This is a genomic window from Pseudomonas sp. Seg1 (assembly GCF_018326005.1).
GTDB lineage: Bacteria > Pseudomonadota > Gammaproteobacteria > Pseudomonadales > Pseudomonadaceae > Aquipseudomonas.
The window spans coordinates 3,760,929-3,779,624 of the sequence record NZ_AP021903.1 but is presented as its reverse complement, the minus strand read 5'-3'; the positions used below and the strand labels follow the sequence as shown (position 1 = coordinate 3,779,624).

The following is an 18,696-nucleotide window of genomic DNA, read 5'->3' as shown; positions in this document are numbered from 1 at the left end:
TGTCAGCCAATGTTTCTGGGGCGATGAAGCGTCATATGTCAAATAGTTCGCTTATGTATATTTTTTATTACTTCAAATGTATGAAGCGCTATTGCACAGTCGCGCCTGATCAGAGCCGGACGATCCCGGCAGAACGATGGTTTTTCGCAGCGGGTGGAGCCCGTTTCAGGGAGCAAGACATGGGTGGGCATAACCCGCATTACCAGATCATCGGGCAGATGTTCCAAAAGGACTATCGCTGGCTGTGCGCTGCCGTCGGCCGCACGCTGGGCTGCCCGCACAGTGCGCAGGACATCGCTTCGGAAACCTTTTTGCGGGTTTTGGCATTGCCGGACCCGACGGCGATCCGCGAGCCGCGTGCGTTGTTGACCACCATCGCCCGGCGTCTGGTGTACGAGGGCTGGCGCCGTCAGGACCTGGAGCGCGCCTATCTGGAAAGCCTGGCGCTGGCACCGGAACCGGTGCATCCCTCGCCGGAAGAACGCGCGCTGGTGATCGAGGCATTGCTGGCGGTCGATCGTTTGCTCAACGGCCTATCGGCGAAAGCCAAAGCGGCGTTTCTCTACCACCAGCTCGACGGTCTGACCTACAGCGAAATCGGCGAACGCCTTGGGGTTTCCACCAGTCGCGTGCAGCAGTACATGGTCGAGGCGTTCAAACGTTGCTATCAGGCGATGCAGGCATGAGGGCCGACGAAGCGGTGATCGATGAAGCGGCGCAATGGATGGCGTTGTTGCAATCGGGCGAAGTCAGCCTGGGCGAGCGCGCCGCGTTCGACGCCTGGCGCACGGCCGATCCACGACACCAACAGATCATCGAGCAAATGGGCGGCGGTCTGAACCTGCTGCGTAATCCGAGCCTGCGCGGGCTGCCGCGCAACAGTCTGCTGCACAGCCTTAACGCACCATCGAGCCGCCGCCGCTTTATCAGCGGCAGCTTGAGCGTGCTCGGTGTTGCGCTGCTGGCCGGGTTGCTCGGACGGCGCTATGGCTGGTTGCCGGAGGTGGGCGAATTGGCAACTGGCACCGGTGAGCGGCGTGATTTCACCCTGGAAGACGGCAGTGCATTGACGCTCAATGCGCGCAGTCGTGTGCTGCCTGTGTTCGATGCTCATCAACGCTTGCTCGCGTTGCGCAGCGGGGAGTTGCTGGTGGACGTGGCCAAGGACCCGGCGCGGCCGTTTGTGGTCGAGACCGAGCACGGTCGGATGCGCGCAATGGGGACGAAATTTCTCGTCGAGCAGGGCGAGGATGCCACGCGTTTGGTGATGCTCCATTCACAGGTCGAAGTGGTCACCTCGGGCGGTGCGCGACAAGTGGTGGAGGCGGGGGAGAACCTGCTGTTCAACAGCCAGAACATCCTTAGTCTGCAACGCAACAAAGGCCATGAAAGTGCGTGGGTGCAAGGACGGCTGGAAGTTCGTGACCGTCCCTTGAGCGAAGTCATCGACAGCTTGCGCCGTTACCGTCGTGGCATCTTGCATGTGAGCCCAGAGGTTGCCGACTTGCGCTTGAGCGGCCTCTATCCGCTGGACGACAGTGACCAGACGCTGCAGTTGCTGGAGCATTCACTGCCGATCCGCGTCACCTGGCACAACCCTTACTGGGTCAGCATCGAACCGCGCTCGTAAATACACCGCCCGGCTGTGTAGTAGCTGCCGAGGGGGAGGTGAGTCCAGATAAAGGGATGCATCAAATTCGGTTATAGGGATATGACTTCTTGGCCTAATTGCCGACCTATAAAAAGTGCCGGCCCGCTGCTCATTCCCTGCAGACGCCTTCAACAGGGAAGCCCCTCGATGTTCTCATTCAAACAACAATTACCTCGACTGACCCTCGCCGCTGCGTTGGCGATGGGCATCAGTCCATTGAATGTTTTCGCCCAGCAACCGACTGCGGCCGTGTTCACCTTCGACATTGCCAGCGGCCCGCTCGACGAGGTGCTGCTGGATATCTCGCGGCAGACCGGTGTGCCGATTTCCTTCAGCCAGAATCTGGTGCAGGGCAAACGCAGCAGCGCCGTACGCGGGGCATTGGGTGGTCGCCAAGCGGTGGAGAAGGCATTGCTCGGCAGCGGTCTGCAAGTCGAGCAAAGCGCTCAGGGGCTGAGCATCCGCGAAGGCGAAGCCGTGACTTCCGTACCGGCAAAAGTCACCACTGTGGCACCCACCACCAGCGCCGATTACCGCATGGAGAAAGTCACCGTCACCGGCTCGCGCATTGCCCGCGCACAGAGCGACGGTGCGACACCCGTGAACGTCATCACCCACGAGGAAATGGAAGCGCGCGGCTATAAAAACGTCTACGACGCCTTGGCGACCCAGACGCAAAACACCGGCATGACCCAGGGCGAGGATTACGGCAACACCTGGCAGCCGGCGGCGAGTGCGCTGAACCTGCGCGGCCTCGGCCCCAATCACACGCTGGTGCTGATCAACGGGCGGCGCGTCGCCGATTACCCGACGCCGTACGACGGCAAGGTCAATTTCACCAACCTTGCGAACATTCCGTCGGCGGTCATCGAACGCATCGAAATCCTCAGCAGCGGCGCCTCGGCGATCTACGGCTCGGATGCGATTGCCGGGGTTGTCAACATCATCCTCAAGAAGCAAATCAACGGTGTCGACGTCAACCTCAAGGGCGGCACGACAGAGCGTGGCGGTGGCGATAATCAGCGCTTGCAGATCAGTGGCGGTGGCAGCTGGGGCGATTTCGACGGTCTGTTCGGCCTGGAGCTGACCCACCGCGACCCGATCTGGGCTGACGACCGTGGCTTCATGCAAAGCGGCCCGCTGGCGGACGTCGGTTATCGCCGCGACCTGACTAATAGCCGTTATCTGGGGCCGGGGTGCGGTGCCTATCAGGGCACCTTCGACAACAAACTGGTCAACAGTGGTGGCCGCTGCCGCACCGATCAGATGTACAACGATTACTGGACTATCCAGACGCAAAAGGAAAACTACGACGGCTACAGCCGCGGCACCTGGCACTTCAGCGACAGCGGAGAGGTGTTTGCCGACTTGATGTACGGCCTCGACCACATCCAGAACAACACCCGCGGCCCGACCTTCACTTCGCCGGATTTCATCAACCAGAACAGCGGCAATCTGGAGCGCTGGTATCGACGCTACGGCGAAGAGGAAATCGGTGGGCGCACCAGCAATAACAGCAAGTGGCGCGACACTTCGTGGACCGGCACCCTCGGTCTTTCCGACAAGATTGCCGACACTGGCTGGCGCTACGATCTGGCGGCCAACCGCTCGGAATATCGCAGCGTACGGACAACCCGCTACACGCCGCTGTCATCGATTCAGGATTTCTACCTCGGCCCGCAACTGGGTACCAGCGGCGGTTACCCGGTATTCGCCCCGGACGCATCGCGCCTTGACCGGCCGCTGACGCCGCAGGAGTGGCAGCAGTTTCGCAGCAACCTGACCCAGAGCAGCAAATCGGTGTCGACCAGTTACAACGCCTCGGTCAATGGCGATCTGTTTGATCTGCCGGCAGGCCCGGTGGGATTTGCCGGCGTGCTGGAGGCGGGCAAGCAGGAGTACCGCGTCGACCCGGATGACGGCCTTAACGATGGCACGTTCTATGGCGTGTCTCCCGCGCAAAGCTCCGGCGGTTCGCGCAAGCGTTATGCGGCGGGCGGCGAGTTCAGCATTCCACTCACCGACACGATTCTGGCGACCGCAGCGGGGCGCTGGGACCAATACAAATTCAGCGGCCGCACCGAGCAACAGAAGACCTACAACCTCGGGCTGGAATGGCGGCCCGTCACCAGCCTGTTGTTGCGCGGCAGTTATGGCACCAGTTTCCGCGCGCCGGACCTTAACTACATCTATCAATCGGACAGCAACGGTTACTACCCGGCACAGGTCGACTACTACGGTTGCAGCCAAGGCTTGGAGGGCGCCTGTGATCGCGGGCGGGTCGACTACACGCAAAGTGGCACCGCCGACCTTGAATCCGAACGCGGAAAATCGTGGACCTATGGTTTTGTCTGGTCGCCGTCGCGCAATTTCGATTTCTCCACGGATTTCTGGCGTGTGGAGATCGATGACCTGCTGACCACGGTCGACGAGAACCGCTTGTTGCAGCAGGAGAACGAATGCCGCAACGGCACCCAGGACATCAACTCGGCCAACTGCCAGTCGACGCTGGCGCGTATCGACCGCAATGCTGGCAACGCCGCCGTCGATCCGAACCAATTGCAGCGCGTGCGGGTGAATGCGATCAACGCTGCCAGCGAGCGGGTCAGCGGTCTGGACTTCAAGAGCAACATTCGCTGGGGCGCCGGCCAGTACGGTGCGTTCAGCTCGACGCTGGGCTACACCCTGGTGCTGTCGCATTACTACAAGGAATCCGATGAGGCCCCAACCCAGGATTGGCGCACCTCGCGCACCAACTACGACTGGCGCAGCAAGGTCAACGCCAGCCTGACCTGGGACTATCAGCAAGCCACGGCAACGCTGATGGGCATTCGCTACGGCTCCGTCACCAATGGCGCGGGGGATGGGCGTCTGTCGCCGTGGACAGTGTTCAACGCCAGTGCGCGCTACAAGCTCAATGACCGGGCGAGTGTCGGTCTGACCGTGAACAACGTGCTCAATCAGATCAAACACGACGATTCCGCAGGCTGGCCTTATTACCCGACCGGCAACTACGACCCGTACGGGCGTCAGTGGTGGCTGGATGTGAGTTATCACTTCGGCAGCTGATGGCAGGATGCCTCGCGTTTACGTCCTACGGAAAAGGCAGGGTTTTGCGACGGGTAGGGGATATTTCCGACGACTTTTTCAGGTTGGTCGTCGGAAGCGCGATCTATAGCATCAGTCATGACATTGAAGTCGCTGAGCGGCTCGAACGCTCAGACCCCAGACAAAGGATGAATGATGCGAACCCCACACATCGAGATCGAAACCCCAACGTATTCCCCTCGCCATTACTGGCGCGACGATCGCGCCCGATGCCCCATGGAGGATGTCGCGATGCCCGCAGTGAAAACGCCTCGACTCACGGGGCTGAAAAAAGTCGAAGGCAAACCTGTCGACATACTCGTGCATGGTCAGAACGTCGGTGACGATGCCACTTTGATCGTCGAGCTGACAGAACAGGGCTTTGAGCTCAGCGACGTCGTCAACATGCTGTCCACTTCCGAGCTGTACCAGCAAGGCGAGATGGTCAAACGCATCACCGGCAAATCTGTCCGAACCGTGCGCCGGCTCATGAAGGAAGGCTTGTCGGTACGGCTTGACCCGCATCAGAGTGTCGTCGCCTACCAGTATGCCTTGGTGTTGCAGATGGCTATTCGGGCATTTGGGCGTCAATCAAAGGCAGAAGAGTGGCTGCAGCAGCCCACCCCCTATTTGAACGGTTACGTGCCGTCGGAACTGACCCGGCATTCACTGGGTTTCCAGATGGTGGAGCAGTACCTTGGGCAGATCATCTACGGAGTCCACCAATGAATCCATTGCCGTGGGACGGGCAGTGGTATGCCTGGCGGCTGGACCCGGAAGTCTACGGATGCACCTGGGACAGCGGGATTGGTTCAAAGCTGAACGGGGGACGATGGAATGCCCCCGGTCGGCGAGTGGTTTATGCATCGGTCGACCCGTCGTCGGCCATTCTGGAAGTGGCAGCCAATCACAGTTTTGATGTGCTGGACAGTGAGCCTTATGTACTGACCTGTTTCGAGGTCATCAGCGACGCCAAGGTCAGAGTGGTGCAGCCAGAGGAAGTGCCGAATCCTTACTGGTTGAGCCCTGCGCGGCCTTCACCCAATCAACGGGATTTTGCCGACGCTTTACTGGCTGAACATCCGTTTGTGCTGATCCCCTCCGCGGCAACCCGGCACTCGTGGAATCTACTGGTGAGCTGCGAACTGGCGGAGGGGCAGTTCAAAATGGTCTCTCAAGAGCGGTTTGGACTGGATACCCGGTTACTCAGGGAGATGGCATCGGCATGATCTGTGCGGATTTCGTTTTTTGCATAACCTCATCACCCAACGGTCTAACACCAACCCTATAAAACCTTATTCGTCATCGCACATCCCTGCATAAACCAAAACGCAGGGATGGCTGTTCATGATCCATTTTTCACCCGTTAAATCCCCTTTGAGCCTGGCCTTGCTGCTGGCAATCAACACGCTGCCGGCGATTGCCGCCGAGAGCACTGTGACCGAGCCGACCACACAGCTGCAGCGTGTCGAAGTCACCGGCACGGCGATTCGTCGGGTCGATGCAGAAACTGCAGTGCCAGTGACGATTCTGCGCGTCGAAGAGTTGCGCGAGCAGGGCGTCACCACCACGGAAGAGCTGGTCAGTCGCATTTCCGCCAACCAGTCTTCGGTCGGCTCCGGGCGCTCGGTGGGGTCGAGCAGTGGCGGGGCGTCTTACGCGGATCTGCGCGGGATCGGCCCGAACAAGACGCTGGTGCTGCTCAACGGTCGGCGCCTGAGTAACAACGCCACCAACGCGATCAACGGATCTGGCGTTGATCTCAATACCATTCCGTTCGCCGCGATCGACCGGGTGGAAGTGCTGCGCGACGGCGCGTCGGCTTTGTACGGCACCGATGCGATTGGCGGGGTGATCAACTTCATCACCAAGACCAGTCTCACCGAAGGCCAGATCAGCACCAATTACGACACACCGACACATTCCGGTGGTGGAGAAAGCCGTAACTTCAGCGGCAGCTGGGGTTTTGGTGATTTGCAGGATGATCGCTTCAACGTGTTCGGCGTGGTCAGTTACGACAAACAGCAGCGGCTGGCCGCCGAGGACCGTGGTTACACCTACAACTACCAGCCCAACCGCGGCCTCGATTACACCTCCGGCACCGCCTCGCCGGCCAACTGGAGTCAGGGCAGCAACGCCACCAACCCGTTGGCCGGTTCCGGTTGCAACGCGCCTGGTTTGCTCTCGCGCAACGGTATTTGCCGCCAGAGCCTGTGGAACTATCTCGATCTGGTGCCGGAAACCGAAAAGACCTCGGCCTTCGCCAAAGCCACCGGCAAGCTGTCGGACGATCACAACGTCAGCCTCGAATACTTCTGGGCGCGCAATGAAAATCGCACGCAGATTGGTCCGGGTACGTTGATGGGCAATCAGGTCAATCCCGGTACCACGTTCTATCCAGGTAACGGCATCACTCCGGGGCCGAACGGTTTTGCCCTCGACCCGACACAACCGGTCGATGTGAATTGGCGAGAAACCGCAGTGGGGGCGCGTCAGCATGAGGACGACAACACCGGTCAGCGTTTGCTGCTGAGTTTTGACGGCACGCTGGTGGGCTGGGACTACAACGTCGGTGCCTCGTACAACCAGAACAAAGTGGTCAACACCATTCAAAGCGGCTACGTGAATGACCGCGCTGTCAGCGCCGGTATTGCCAATGGCGTGATCAACCCGTTCGGTCCACAGACCGCCGCCGGTTCCGCGCTGTTGGCGGCCAATGCGGTGGACGGCGATTACGCCACGGCGGTCGGGCGTGTAAAGGCAATCGACGGGCGGATCAGCCGCGAAATTGGCGACTGGTTTGGTGCCGGTCCCTCAGCTCTGGCCTTGGGAGGTGAGTACCGCAAGGAAGACTTCCATCAGGATTTCGCCCAATTCGCCGGTGATGTGCAAAGCCTCGGTGTCGACCCGAACGGCAGCGTGGCCGGGGATCGCAGCGTCTCGGCCGAGTACGCCGAGGTCAACGTGCCGGTGCTCGACAGCCTGGAGCTGTCTGCCGCCGTGCGCCACGACAAGTACAGCGATTTCGGCAGCACCACCAACCCGAAATATTCGTTCCGCTTCCAGCCGTTCAAGGAACTGGTGGTGCGCGGTGCCTACAGCGAAGGTTTCCGTGCGCCGTCGCTGTATGAACTGTACAACCCCAACTTCACGACGTTCACCAACGCCAACTACAACGACCCGCGCCTGTGCGCTGGCGGCAACCCGAGCAACGGCGGCATCGCCAACCGCGACTGCGCGCAGCAGTTCAACCGTACCAGCGGTGGCAACACCGACCTGAGCCCGGAGACTGCGCGTAACGTCACCCTCGGTTTTGTCTATCAGCCGTTCGAACGCCTGACGGCCGGGCTGGATTTCTGGTGGATCGACATCGCCAATCAGATCGCCGAGTTTCCCGAGTCGGCGGTGTTTGAAAATCCCGAGCTGTACCCGGATCGCCTGATCCGCAAGCCTGACGGTTCCATAGACCACGTCGTCACCGGTCTGGCCAACCTTGGCAAGATCAAGACCAACGGCGTCGACGTCAGTTTCGACTATCGCCTGCCGACTACCCCGTACGGCAATTTCGGCATCGGTCTGCAAGGCACTTACGTCACCCGCTATGACTATCAGCAACAGCTCAAGGGCGATTACATCGACAAGCTGGGTGATTTCCGTGGCGGTGACTTCGCCTCGGCCGGCGCCGTGGCCCGCTGGCGGCACAGCCTGACCGGCAGCTGGAATTACGGCCCGTACGGGGTGGCGCTGACCAACCGTTACACCAGCGGTTATCACGATTCGGATCGCGAGTCCCACGACTACGTTGGCTCATACAACGTCTGGGACCTCGCCGGCACCTACACCTGGCGCAAGACCCTGAGCGTAACCCTCGGCGCGAAAAACCTGTTCGACCGCGAGCCGCCGTTCAGTAACCAGACCTACACCTTCCAGAGCGGCTACGACCCGAAATATGGCGACCCGTTCGGGCGGACGCTGTACACGCGGGTCAGTTACAAGTTTTAAAAATGGTCAGTGTTAGCGGGTTTTAGTCACTGATTGATCTAAAGCCTGCCCTATAAAAATCGCCGGCCTGTTGCACATCACAGGTAGGCAGGTTGTGTAGTGATTGCCAGGGCCTCATCGCTGGCAAGCCAGCTTGCACAGGAATTCGCGAGCAGCAGAAAACCTGTGGGAGCTGGCTTGCCAGCGATGAGGCCATTAGCAGCACCGTAAAAAGGGATCTGCCAATGTTCTCCAGACTCATTTTATTCAGCGCCTGTGTGCTTTTAACGCCGTTCGGTTGGGCGACCCCACAACCGGCGCTCACCGTCTACGGCGAAGCCCCCAAGTACGCCGCCGACTTCCAGCACCTGGCCTACGCCAATCCCGACGCACCCAAGGGCGGCACACTGCGTCGGTCTTCGCTGGAAAGCGGACCGTTCGATCATCTGATTCCCTACATCGACAAAGGCACCGGCGTGGCGGATGTCGACGGCTGGCTTTACGCGCCGCTGGCCTATCGCAGCAAGGATGAGCCCTACAGCGTTTATGGTCTGGTGGCGCAGCAGATGGAGCTGGACGCCGATCGGCGCTGGCTGCGTTTCTATCTGAACCCTCACGCACGTTTTGAAGACGGCTCGCCGATCACCGCCGAAGACGTGCGCTACACCTTCGAGTTGCTGACCACCCAGGGCAGCCTCAAATACCGCCAGCAGTTTCGTGACGTCGCTGAAGTGCAGGTGGAGTCGCCGACTCAGGTGCGTTTCATTTTCAAGAACAATGACAGCCGCACCTTGCCGCTGGATCTGGCGACGCTGCCGGTGCTACCCGAGCATTGGTGGCGCACCCGTAACTTCGCCGACGGTGGCGGTTTCGAGATTCCGCCGGGCAGTGGCCCCTATCGAATCAGTGCGGTGGATGCCGGACGCAGCGTGAAATTTCAACGGATCACGGACTGGTGGGCCAAGGATCTGCCGATCACTCGCGGTCTGTATAACTTCGATCATTTGAGCGTGGAATTCTTCGCCGACACCGACGTCGCGCGTCAGGTGCTGAAGGCCGGCGGCTTCGACTACAACCGTGAGTTCTCGGCGACCAGTTTCACCATCGGCTATGCCGGCGCGGCGCTGGAACAGGGCAGATTGCGCCGTGAGCACCTCGCACCCGGCGCGGCCCAAGGCACGCAGGGTTTTGTGTTCAATCTGCAAAAGCCGCAGTTTCAGGACCGCCGGGTACGGCAGGCAATCGCCATGCTCTGGGATTTCGAATGGACCAACCGGCAGATGATGCGCAGCATGTACTTGCGTCAGCGCAGCTACTTTTCACACAGCGCCTTGTCGGCCACCGAACTGCCTGATGCCGAGGAACTGAAAATCCTTGAGCCGTTGCGCGGCAAGATTCCCGACGAGGTTTTCACCCAGGTCTTCGAGGCGCCGAAAACCGATGGCAGCGGCAACATCCGCGCCGAACAACTGCAAGCGTTGAAACTGCTGGAGGCGGCTGGCTGGAAACCCCAGGGTGATCAGTTGGTCAACGCCAAAGGCGAACCCCTGCAGTTCACTTTTCTCAATGGCCAGAAGGGCTTCGAACGCTTGTTGCTGCCGTTCAAGCGCAATCTGGCGCAGATCGGCATCGGCTTCGATATCCGTCAGGTCGACACTGCGCAGTACACCAACCGCGTGCGCAATCGCGACTACGACATGATCGTCGTCGGTTACCCGGTGAGTCAGGCGCCGGGGCGCGAGATGTTCAATTTCTTTGGCGCCGACGGGGCCGACGATCCGGGTTCGAACAACTACATGACGCTGCGCGATCCGGCAGTCGACGCGCTGCTTGAAGGGCTGGTACAGGCCGATAACCGCGAAAGCCTGCTGCGTCACGCCCGTGCCCTGGATCGGGTGTTGCAGTGGGGGTATTACTGGGTGCCCAACTATTACCCGCCGGGCCTTTCCACCGTTTGGTGGAACCGTTTCGGTCGCCCGGCGATTGCGCCGCTGTACGACGCCGGCCTCGACACCTGGTGGGAAATCAGTCCCACGGCGCTGACCTCGACCCAGATGCAAAACCAGCAAAAGGAGTACGCCCATGTGGGGTTATAGCCTGCGACGCCTGCTGCTGATCGTGCCGACGTTACTGGCGATTCTGCTGGTCAATTTCGTCATCGTTCAAGCCGCACCGGGTGGCCCGGTGGAGCAAGCCATTGCGCGGTTACAGGGGATTGGCGTCGGGGCTGCAGTCGGCTCCAGCCATGTCGAGAGCGTCGGCGGCGAATCCCGCGCGACTCGCGGCCTTGATCCGCAACTGGTGGCCGACATCGAGCGCCAGTATGGCTTTGACAAGCCTGCCAGCGAGCGTTTGTGGCTGCTGCTCAAGAACTACGCGCAACTGGATTTCGGACAAAGTTTTTTTCACGGCGCCAGCGTCACCGAGTTGATCTGGCAGAAGCTGCCGGTGACCCTGTCGCTGGGCTTGTGGGCGACCTTGATCACTTATCTTGTGTCGATTCCGCTCGGCATTCGCAAGGCCGTGCACAACGGCTCGGCGTTCGATGTCTGGAGCAGTGCGGCGATCATTATCGGTTACGCGATGCCGGGGTTTCTGTTTGCGCTGCTGCTGATCGTGGTGTTTGCCGGCGGCACGGCGCTGGACTGGTTTCCGGTGCGCGGGCTGGTCTCGGACAACTTCGCCGAGCTGTCGCTGTGGGGCAAGATTGCCGATTACTTCTGGCATCTGGTGCTTCCGGTGACAGCACTGGTGATCGGCGGTTTTGCCACGCTGACAATCCTCACCAAGAACAGCTTTCTCAATGAAATCTCACGGCTGTATGTGGTCACCGCGCGGGCCAAGGGTTTGAGTGAGCGGCAGGTGTTGTACGGCCATGTGTTTCGCAATGCGATGCTGCTGGTGGTTGCCGGATTGCCTCAGGCCTTGGTCACTGTGTTCTTTGGCGGTTCGCTGCTGATCGAAGTGATCTTCTCCCTCGATGGCCTTGGCCGTCTCAGCTACGAAGCGGCGGTGTCGCGCGACTATCCGGTGGTGTTCGGTTCGCTGTTCATCTTCACCCTGTTCGGCCTGCTGATAAAGCTGCTCGGCGACCTGTGCTACACGCTGGTCGACCCGCGCATAGACTTCACTGCGAGGGCTGCCTGATGCTGACGTTATCTCCTATCGGCCAGCGTCGCTGGGCGCGGTTCAGGGCGCATCGGCGCGGCTGGTGGTCGTTGTGGCTGTTTCTCGCGCTGTTCGGCCTGAGCCTGGGCGGCGAACTGGTCGCCAATGACAAGCCGCTGTTGGTGAGCTATCAGGGCGACTGGTACTTCCCGGCGTTCAAGCGCTACACCGAGCAGGACTTTGCCGGCGAACTGCCGTTTCAGCCGGACTATCGCAGCGCGCAGGTGCGTCAGTTGATCGAGGGGCAGGGCGGGCGGATGTGGTTCGCGCCGATCCCGTTCGGTTTCGACACGGTCAATTACGACCTCACGGAACCGGCGCCGAGCCCGCCAAGTGGCGAGAACTGGCTGGGCACCGACGATCAGGCGCGGGATGTGCTGGCACGGGTGATCTTCGGTGCGCGGGTGTCGCTGTTGTTTGCCTTGGCTCTGACCGTCGCCAGCGCGCTGATCGGCATCGCGGCCGGTGCGTTGCAGGGCTACTACGGTGGTTGGGTCGACCTCATCGGGCAACGCTTGCTGGAGGTGTGGTCGGGGCTGCCGGTGTTGTATCTGCTGATCATTCTGTCTGGGTTCGTCGAGCCGAATTTCTGGTGGTTGCTGGGGATCATGGCGCTGTTTTCCTGGCTCAGTCTGGTTGATGTGGTGCGCGCCGAATTCCTTCGCAGCCGCGGGCTTGAGTACGTGAAAGCCGCACGGGCACTGGGGGTGGGTGATGCGCAGGTGATCGTCCGGCACATCTTGCCCAATGCCATGAGCGCGACGTTGACCTACCTGCCGTTCATTCTTACCGGCGCGATTGCGACGTTGTCAGCACTGGATTTTCTCGGTTTTGGCATGCCGGCCGGCAGCGCCTCACTGGGGGAACTGATTGGCCAGGGCAAAAACAATCTGCAAGCGCCATGGCTTGGCTTGACCGCGTTTTTCGCGCTGGCGCTGATCCTTTCCCTGCTTGTTTTTATCGGCGAAGCCTGTCGCGACGCGTTTGATCCAAGGACCTGAAAATGAGCGATAACCTGATCGAAATACGCGACCTGCGAGTGGCCTTCAATGGCCAGAAAGTGGTGCACGGCATCGACCTCGACATCCGTCCCGGTGAATGCCTGGCACTGGTGGGCGAGTCCGGTTCCGGCAAATCGGTGACGGCACACAGCATCCTGCAACTGCTCGACCCGGCCATCACGCGGATCGACGGCAGCATTCGTTATGCCGGTGAAGAGTTGTTGGGCGTGCATGAGCGGTATCTGCGGCAACTGCGCGGCAATCGCATCGCGATGATTTTTCAGGAGCCGATGAGCTCGTTGAACCCGCTGCACACCATCGAACGGCAACTCGGTGAAAGCCTTGCCCTGCACAAGGGCCTGGCCGGCGCGGCTGCCCGCGCACGTATTCTTGAACTGCTGGAACTGGTCGGCATTCAGCGCCCACGCGAACGGCTGAAGGCGTATCCGCATCAACTTTCCGGTGGCCAGCGGCAACGGGTGATGATCGCGATGGCGCTGGCGTGCGAACCGCAGTTGCTGATCGCCGACGAGCCGACCACAGCGCTGGACGTGACTGTGCAGCGCAAGATTCTGCTGCTGTTGAAGCAGTTGCAGACGCGTCTGGGCATGGCGCTGTTGATCATCAGCCATGACCTTAATCTGGTGCGCACTATCGCTCAGCGCGTGGCAGTGATGCGCGGTGGTCTGATTGTCGAGCAGGCGCCTTGCGAACAATTGTTCAGTGCACCGCAGCATCCTTACAGCATTGAATTGCTCAATGCCGAACCGGGGGGTACGGCGCTTTGTCGCGATGCGGCAGAAGATCTGTTGCAGGTGAGTGATCTCAATGTGCGCTTTCGGCTGGGCGGCGGCTGGCTGCGGCCCAGGACTTATCTGGAGGCGGTGAAGGGGATTGGCCTGACGCTGCAGCGGGGCAAGACCCTGGGGATTGTCGGCGAGTCAGGTTCCGGCAAATCCACTCTGGGGCAGGCGATCCTGCGTCTGATCGATGCCGAGGGCCAGATTCGCTTTCAGGGCGAGGCGCTGGAGCAACTGAGCGGCAAGCAACTGCGGCCCCTGCGCAAACGTCTGCAAGTGGTGTTTCAGGATCCGTTCGGCAGTCTCAGCCCGCGTCTTTGCGTGGAGCAGATCATCGCCGAAGGATTGCGCGTGCACAGTGATTTGAACGCTGGCGAGCGCGAGCAGGCGGTGATCGATGTGCTCCGCGAAGTCGGCCTCGACCCTGCAACGCGTCATCGCTATCCCCATGAGTTTTCCGGCGGTCAGCGACAACGCATCGCCATCGCCCGCGCACTGGTGCTCAAACCGGACCTGATCCTGCTGGATGAACCGACCTCGGCGCTCGATCGTACGGTGCAAAAGCAGATCGTTGGGTTGTTGCGGCGATTGCAGGAGGAACACGGCTTGACCTACCTGTTTATCAGCCACGATCTGGCGGTGGTGCGGGCGCTGGCGCATGACTTGATTGTGATGAAGGACGGCGGGGTGGTGGAGCGTGGCGCGACGGATGAACTGTTTCGCGAGGCGCGCCATCCTTATACGCGAGAGTTGCTGGCAGCCTCGTTCGCTGCGCCGGATTTGCCCCTTGCAGCCAAGGACAGACTTTTATCCCTGGTCTAGATCCGGTACATTCCGCGGCTTGGCTCTCACAAGGATGTAGATGATGGCAAAACCTGCCGCCCGACTCAGTGATCTCAACGCCTGCCCGGTAACCGGCCACGGCACCAATGCAAGCACCGCCGGTTCACCCAATGTGAACATCAACGGCATGCCGGTGCTGCGCGTCGGCGACGCCACGGCCTGCGGCGATGCGGTCAGCGAAGGCATCGGCAATATCCTGATCAATGGCCAACCCATTGCATTTCTCGGCAGTGCCACCGCCCACGGCGGCATGATCATCACCGGCTCTGGCGACGTCTTCGTCGGCACTCAGGCCGGCGCCGCGCCGTTCACTCCGATAGTGACGGTCCCCAAACACAGCGAACGCTTCCAACTGGTGGACGAAACCACCGGCGAAGCCATTCCCGACATGCTCTTTTGCATCGAAACCGGTGATGGCCAACGCCTTGTCGGCCATACCGACAACCACGGCAACGCCGCACGAGTGTTCACCGCCGACCCGACGTCCATTGTCGTGCAATGGGGCAAGGAAGCCGCCGCTCACCTGGATGCACTGGGCATCGCTTACTAAGGAAGGTTCAACGTGGCGACACCGGACAAGAAACAGGGCGAGACAAGCGATCAACACGCGACGACGCAGGTCAAGGGCACACTGGCGCAGGACTATGTGACTGTAGTGGGGGCATCCTACATGTCGCTATACGAGAAGGTTCGCGGCCAGAAAGGCAACAAGATGCGCTTTATCAATCAGGGCATCCGTCAACTCACCAAGTACCCGGCAGGTACTCCTAACTTCTCTGTCCAGCGTGTATTTCTGGTGTTCAAGAATGATTACCCGGATAACTTGCTGGCGGCTTTGAAAGACGTCGTGGAGAACCAACACGGTGCGCAGTATCGGGAGATGGATTCCATCTCTGGTGTTGTCGACTTCATTGCCACCCGGCAACGTCGGGGCCGGGAAATCAAACAACTGGATTTTTTCTCCCACGGTGTAGTGGGCAGTATTGAACTGGGCTACGAACTGGATAAAAACGACAGTTATCGGCTGCGTGATGCGCAGGCCCAGATGTTCAAGCCCGAGGCATTTGCTTACGGTGCCAAGATTTACTCGTATGCCTGCCGTACCGGTTTGGGTATCGACGCCGATTTCAAAGTGAATGAGGGCGAAGATCCTCATTACGAACGCAGTCTGGCCCAGATTCTGGCCAACTCGACTCAGACCACTGTTTGGGCGTTTCCACGACGCAGCAATTACGACACCACCTACGGCACGTCGGCCGAACGCGAGTCCGTGCCGGGGATTCGTAAGCAGGCGAGTAGTGATGCCCAGGCAATGGAGGCATACAGAGGTCAGAAGACTGCCTATCAGCGAAAATTGGCAGCGCATCGCAAGCAGGCGAATGATCCCACTGCGCAAATTCCTGGAGAACAGGCACCGCAGGCACCAAAACCCACGATCACTGATGAACAGCGTGATTTGATGGCGCACGACGACAGTCGGGCGTTTTATGAAAAAAAGGTTGGCTTCCCCCTTGATGCTTTAGGTGCACATCGTGATGTTCGCTCAGGTAACACGCCTGATGGTGTTCCCAAGCAACTCTGTGCCTATAAACCCATATGAAAACAAGGCTGTTATCGGGTAAACAGCGCCTTTTATGCATACTGTTGGCCGTCGTCAGCGCTGCAACACTATTTATTTACGCCAAGGAAGATCATATGTCCGCCAAAGTGATGATGTATTACGGCGCCTGGAGTCCCGAAGAAGTCCGCTTTGACGCCACTCGGTGGTTCAGCTCTGGCATGTACCGCCCGCGTTTGATGGAGACGCCGCCGCAGGCGAGTCCGTTGACAATGCTGCGTAACAAGCCGGAAAGCTTGCAGTCGATTGAAAACGACGTTCTTTTGACCAAGGTTCTGGTGGCGATCGAACAGAAATATCCGAAGGTCGACACAGAAGATCTTGTCCTGAATACCCCGGATTTGCGCCGTCAAATACGCTATGCCTACAGCGCATTCGCTGAACCGGACAAGCCAGTGGATTCCTATTGGCTGTTTGTAACGCTTCAGCACAATACCTACGTCGTCACTCTGGATTGGGACGTCAACGACAAGCAGCTGCTGACCGGAGCCATGGCTTCGCACTTGGTGAAAGGGAGTGATGAAGAAGTCGCATACCTGCAAGTACAGCGCGAGCTTGAAAAAGCGGCTGACGCAAAGCGTTGAACTGCAGAGTTTGAAAAACTCCGCAGGCGAAATTCAAATATTGAACGTAAGTCGTCGACGCAGACGTTCGCAGGTCATCGAGTGAAAAGTCATTTTTTCAGGACCAGGGTCGTTCAAGCGCTCGTGCTGCTTGCTGTCATTCTTCCGTTGAGTGTTTATCTCTACCCTTCAAGGGTTGATATGTATTACGGCGACTGGAGCCCTGAAGAGAACCGCTTTGATGCTTCCAGGTGGTTTAGCAACGGTATGTACCGTCGGGATGTTGTGAATGGCAAGGTCAGTCTCATCACCATGCAACGCACACAGCCACTAATTCTGACCTCGGCAAATAACGATGAATTGGTCGCGACGGCGATTGTTGCTCTGGAGTCTGCGGATCCCGAAGTGAGTGGCGAGTTGCTACAAAAGCACTGGCCAATGCTGGTGCCACGGACCCGCTATCGCTACAGCGCTTTTGCAGCGCCGGATCAGCCGCAGGATTATTACAACATTTACCTGAAGTATCAGGGTGAGCGGTATGTCATCACCTTCGCCCGTGATGCGCAAACCGGTGAAATCATCCCCGGTGGCAGCGTCCAGTTGATGTACCCCGACAGTCAGACCCAGATCGCCGATCGGCAGGTCTTCAAGGAGCTGGACGCCGACGGCATCCAGTGACCCTGAAACGACAAATCCCGCCAAACAGGCGGGATTTGTTTGTAAGCGAACGGCAGTCTTACGAAGGGAACAGCTCGGACAGTTTCATCGCCAGCATCATGTCGCCTTCAGCGCGCAGTTTGCCGCCCATGAACGCCTGCATGCCGTCGGTCGAACCGTCGACGATGCCTTCCAGGGTTTCGCCGTCCATCACCAGAGTGACCTGGGCGTCCGGGTTCTCGCCTTCTTGCAGCTCGCAGGTGCTGTCCTTGACGATCAGCGAGAAGTTCTTGGTGTCGTCGATGCGGAAACCGAAGACCAGATCCAGACCGGCAGCAGCGGCTGGGTTGAACTTGGCTTTCATTGCTTGTACGGCGTCAGCTACGGAGGTCATGGTTCAATCCTTATTTGGTTGATACAGCAAGGTTCACGGTAATCCGGACTCAACGAAAAGTGATGAGTTCCGGGGCCTTCAACAGTTGCAGATGTGCATGACTGTTGAAGGAGGCCAAAGCCACCTCGCGACCGCGGAACTTCAGCTGGTTGAGCGAGGTGTTGACGATTTGCCAGTTCAATTCAAAGGCCTGTCTGGCAGGCATTTGCGTAATGAGGTGGAGCAGGGCGGTGATGGTGCCGCCCGAGGTAAACACGGCGATTTTCTGGTTTTTTTCCGCCTGCTCAAGGATGCGATGCAACCCGCCCCGGACTCGCTCGACGAAGCCCAGCCAGCTCTCCAGCCCCGGAGTATCGTAGGTTCCCGTCAGCCAGCGCTCGATGATCAAGGCGAAGATGCGCTGGAACTCACCACGGTTTTGCGCGGCGTTGCGCAGGATCTCGAGGGCCTCCGGTTCTTCCGGCAGCATCGCCGGCAGCAGAGCGCGAATCACCGCGTCGGCATCGAATTCGTTGAAGGCAGAATCGGTTTCCAGCGTTGGTACCGACAGGCCTTGGGCAGTGAACTGTTCCAGCGCGCTGGTGGCCGTGTGTTGCTGGCGCCGCAGGTCACCCGACAGGCAGCGATCGAAGCGAATCCCCAGTTCGGCCAGGTGTTGGCCGAGGATTTCTGCCTGGCGCACACCGGTCGGCGACAGGACGTCATAGTCGTCTGCACCAAAGGAGGCCTGGCCATGTCGAATCAGATAGATGCTGCCCACGTCCGCGTCATCCCGGTACGTTGAAGGTTTGGCGAGGTTATGAGGATGATGCTGAGCTGTCAATGAAAAAACATACGCTTGTTTGAAATGCCCGTTACAGGCGTGTTGCCAGAGTTTTCACGGCTGGCCGACGAGCCGGCGCATGGGTATGCTGGAACCATTCCGCGTGTGCC

Annotated in this window: 16 protein-coding genes; 14 read left to right on the top strand and 2 right to left on the bottom strand. The window is 59.5% G+C overall.

Annotated features, from left to right (window positions below; all coding sequences use genetic code 11):
- Positions 1-179 precede the first annotated feature (179 nt).
- The 14 genes from KI231_RS16865 to KI231_RS16800 all read left to right on the top strand — a co-directional run bounded on the left by KI231_RS16865 (position 180) and on the right by KI231_RS16800 (position 17,390).
- The gene (locus KI231_RS16865) at positions 180-686 is read left to right on the top strand and encodes a sigma-70 family RNA polymerase sigma factor (RefSeq protein ID WP_064120628.1); all 507 of its coding nucleotides are present in this window, start codon (positions 180-182) and stop codon (positions 684-686) included.
- Positions 683-1,630 carry a FecR domain-containing protein gene (locus KI231_RS16860; protein WP_212809163.1) on the top strand — a complete coding sequence of 316 codons (948 nt, stop codon included), beginning with the start codon at positions 683-685 and terminating at the stop codon, positions 1,628-1,630. Before KI231_RS16865 ends, KI231_RS16860 begins: the two co-directional genes overlap by 4 nt.
- 168 nt (positions 1,631-1,798) lie before the next feature.
- On the top strand, positions 1,799-4,720 hold the full coding sequence (locus tag KI231_RS16855) for a TonB-dependent receptor (protein WP_212809162.1): 2,922 nt from the start codon (positions 1,799-1,801) through the stop codon (positions 4,718-4,720).
- 270 nt (positions 4,721-4,990) lie between these two features.
- Positions 4,991-5,467 carry an antitoxin Xre/MbcA/ParS toxin-binding domain-containing protein gene (locus tag KI231_RS16850; protein ID WP_177431357.1) on the top strand — a complete coding sequence of 159 codons (477 nt, stop codon included), beginning with the start codon at positions 4,991-4,993 and terminating at the stop codon, positions 5,465-5,467.
- On the top strand, positions 5,464-5,967 hold the full coding sequence (locus KI231_RS16845) for an RES family NAD+ phosphorylase (protein WP_103302377.1): 504 nt from the start codon (positions 5,464-5,466) through the stop codon (positions 5,965-5,967). The genes KI231_RS16850 and KI231_RS16845 overlap by 4 nt, the downstream gene beginning before the upstream one ends.
- 118 nt (positions 5,968-6,085) lie before the next feature.
- Positions 6,086-8,740 (top strand): TonB-dependent receptor, encoded by a 2,655-nt coding sequence (locus KI231_RS16840; protein WP_212809161.1) that lies wholly within the window; start codon positions 6,086-6,088, stop codon positions 8,738-8,740.
- Positions 8,741-8,964: 224 nt separating this feature from the next.
- On the top strand, positions 8,965-10,815 hold the full coding sequence (locus KI231_RS16835; protein WP_212809160.1) for an extracellular solute-binding protein: 1,851 nt from the start codon (positions 8,965-8,967) through the stop codon (positions 10,813-10,815).
- A complete protein-coding gene (locus tag KI231_RS16830) occupies positions 10,802-11,866 on the top strand; it encodes a microcin C ABC transporter permease YejB (RefSeq protein WP_212809159.1) in 1,065 nt (354 codons plus the stop codon). Before KI231_RS16835 ends, KI231_RS16830 begins: the two co-directional genes overlap by 14 nt.
- Positions 11,866-12,888 carry an ABC transporter permease gene (locus tag KI231_RS16825; RefSeq protein ID WP_212809158.1) on the top strand — a complete coding sequence of 341 codons (1,023 nt, stop codon included), beginning with the start codon at positions 11,866-11,868 and terminating at the stop codon, positions 12,886-12,888. Before KI231_RS16830 ends, KI231_RS16825 begins: the two co-directional genes overlap by 1 nt.
- Positions 12,889-12,890: 2 nt before the next feature.
- Positions 12,891-14,510, top strand: a complete 1,620-nt coding sequence (locus KI231_RS16820) for an ABC transporter ATP-binding protein (protein WP_212809157.1) — start codon at positions 12,891-12,893, stop codon at positions 14,508-14,510.
- 43 nt (positions 14,511-14,553) lie between these two features.
- Positions 14,554-15,081: a PAAR domain-containing protein gene (locus KI231_RS16815; RefSeq protein ID WP_103302371.1), complete on the top strand. Its 528-nt coding sequence runs from the start codon at positions 14,554-14,556 to the stop codon at positions 15,079-15,081.
- A gap of 12 nt (positions 15,082-15,093) precedes the next feature.
- Positions 15,094-16,131: a hypothetical protein gene (locus tag KI231_RS16810; protein WP_212809156.1), complete on the top strand. Its 1,038-nt coding sequence runs from the start codon at positions 15,094-15,096 to the stop codon at positions 16,129-16,131.
- 95 nt (positions 16,132-16,226) lie between these two features.
- Positions 16,227-16,733, top strand: coding sequence for a hypothetical protein (locus tag KI231_RS16805; protein ID WP_212809155.1), 507 nt, complete (start codon positions 16,227-16,229; stop codon positions 16,731-16,733).
- A gap of 81 nt (positions 16,734-16,814) precedes the next feature.
- On the top strand, positions 16,815-17,390 hold the full coding sequence (locus KI231_RS16800; protein ID WP_212809154.1) for a hypothetical protein: 576 nt from the start codon (positions 16,815-16,817) through the stop codon (positions 17,388-17,390).
- 58 nt (positions 17,391-17,448) lie between these two features.
- Here the strand turns inward: KI231_RS16800 and KI231_RS16795 are convergent, their stop codons facing one another.
- A complete protein-coding gene (locus tag KI231_RS16795; protein ID WP_008015934.1) occupies positions 17,449-17,763 on the bottom strand; it encodes an SCP2 sterol-binding domain-containing protein in 315 nt (104 codons plus the stop codon).
- A 49-nt stretch (positions 17,764-17,812) separates the two neighbouring features.
- On the bottom strand, positions 17,813-18,523 hold the full coding sequence (locus KI231_RS16790; protein WP_212809153.1) for a histidine phosphatase family protein: 711 nt from the start codon (positions 18,521-18,523) through the stop codon (positions 17,813-17,815).
- Between the last annotated feature and the right edge of the window lie 173 nt (positions 18,524-18,696).

Coding starts and splice junctions, on each gene's coding strand:
- KI231_RS16830 (WP_212809159.1), top strand. CDS start 10,802: ATGTGGGGTTATAGCCTGCGACGCCTGCTGCTGATCGTGCCGACGTTA.
- KI231_RS16850 (WP_177431357.1), top strand. CDS start 4,991: ATGCCCGCAGTGAAAACGCCTCGACTCACGGGGCTGAAAAAAGTCGAA.
- KI231_RS16855 (WP_212809162.1), top strand. CDS start 1,799: ATGTTCTCATTCAAACAACAATTACCTCGACTGACCCTCGCCGCTGCG.
- KI231_RS16805 (WP_212809155.1), top strand. CDS start 16,227: ATGTCCGCCAAAGTGATGATGTATTACGGCGCCTGGAGTCCCGAAGAA.
- KI231_RS16860 (WP_212809163.1), top strand. CDS start 683: ATGAGGGCCGACGAAGCGGTGATCGATGAAGCGGCGCAATGGATGGCG.
- KI231_RS16845 (WP_103302377.1), top strand. CDS start 5,464: ATGAATCCATTGCCGTGGGACGGGCAGTGGTATGCCTGGCGGCTGGAC.
- KI231_RS16815 (WP_103302371.1), top strand. CDS start 14,554: ATGGCAAAACCTGCCGCCCGACTCAGTGATCTCAACGCCTGCCCGGTA.
- KI231_RS16865 (WP_064120628.1), top strand. CDS start 180: ATGGGTGGGCATAACCCGCATTACCAGATCATCGGGCAGATGTTCCAA.
- KI231_RS16840 (WP_212809161.1), top strand. CDS start 6,086: ATGATCCATTTTTCACCCGTTAAATCCCCTTTGAGCCTGGCCTTGCTG.
- KI231_RS16835 (WP_212809160.1), top strand. CDS start 8,965: ATGTTCTCCAGACTCATTTTATTCAGCGCCTGTGTGCTTTTAACGCCG.
- KI231_RS16825 (WP_212809158.1), top strand. CDS start 11,866: ATGCTGACGTTATCTCCTATCGGCCAGCGTCGCTGGGCGCGGTTCAGG.
- KI231_RS16795 (WP_008015934.1), bottom strand. CDS start 17,763: ATGACCTCCGTAGCTGACGCCGTACAAGCAATGAAAGCCAAGTTCAAC.
- KI231_RS16820 (WP_212809157.1), top strand. CDS start 12,891: ATGAGCGATAACCTGATCGAAATACGCGACCTGCGAGTGGCCTTCAAT.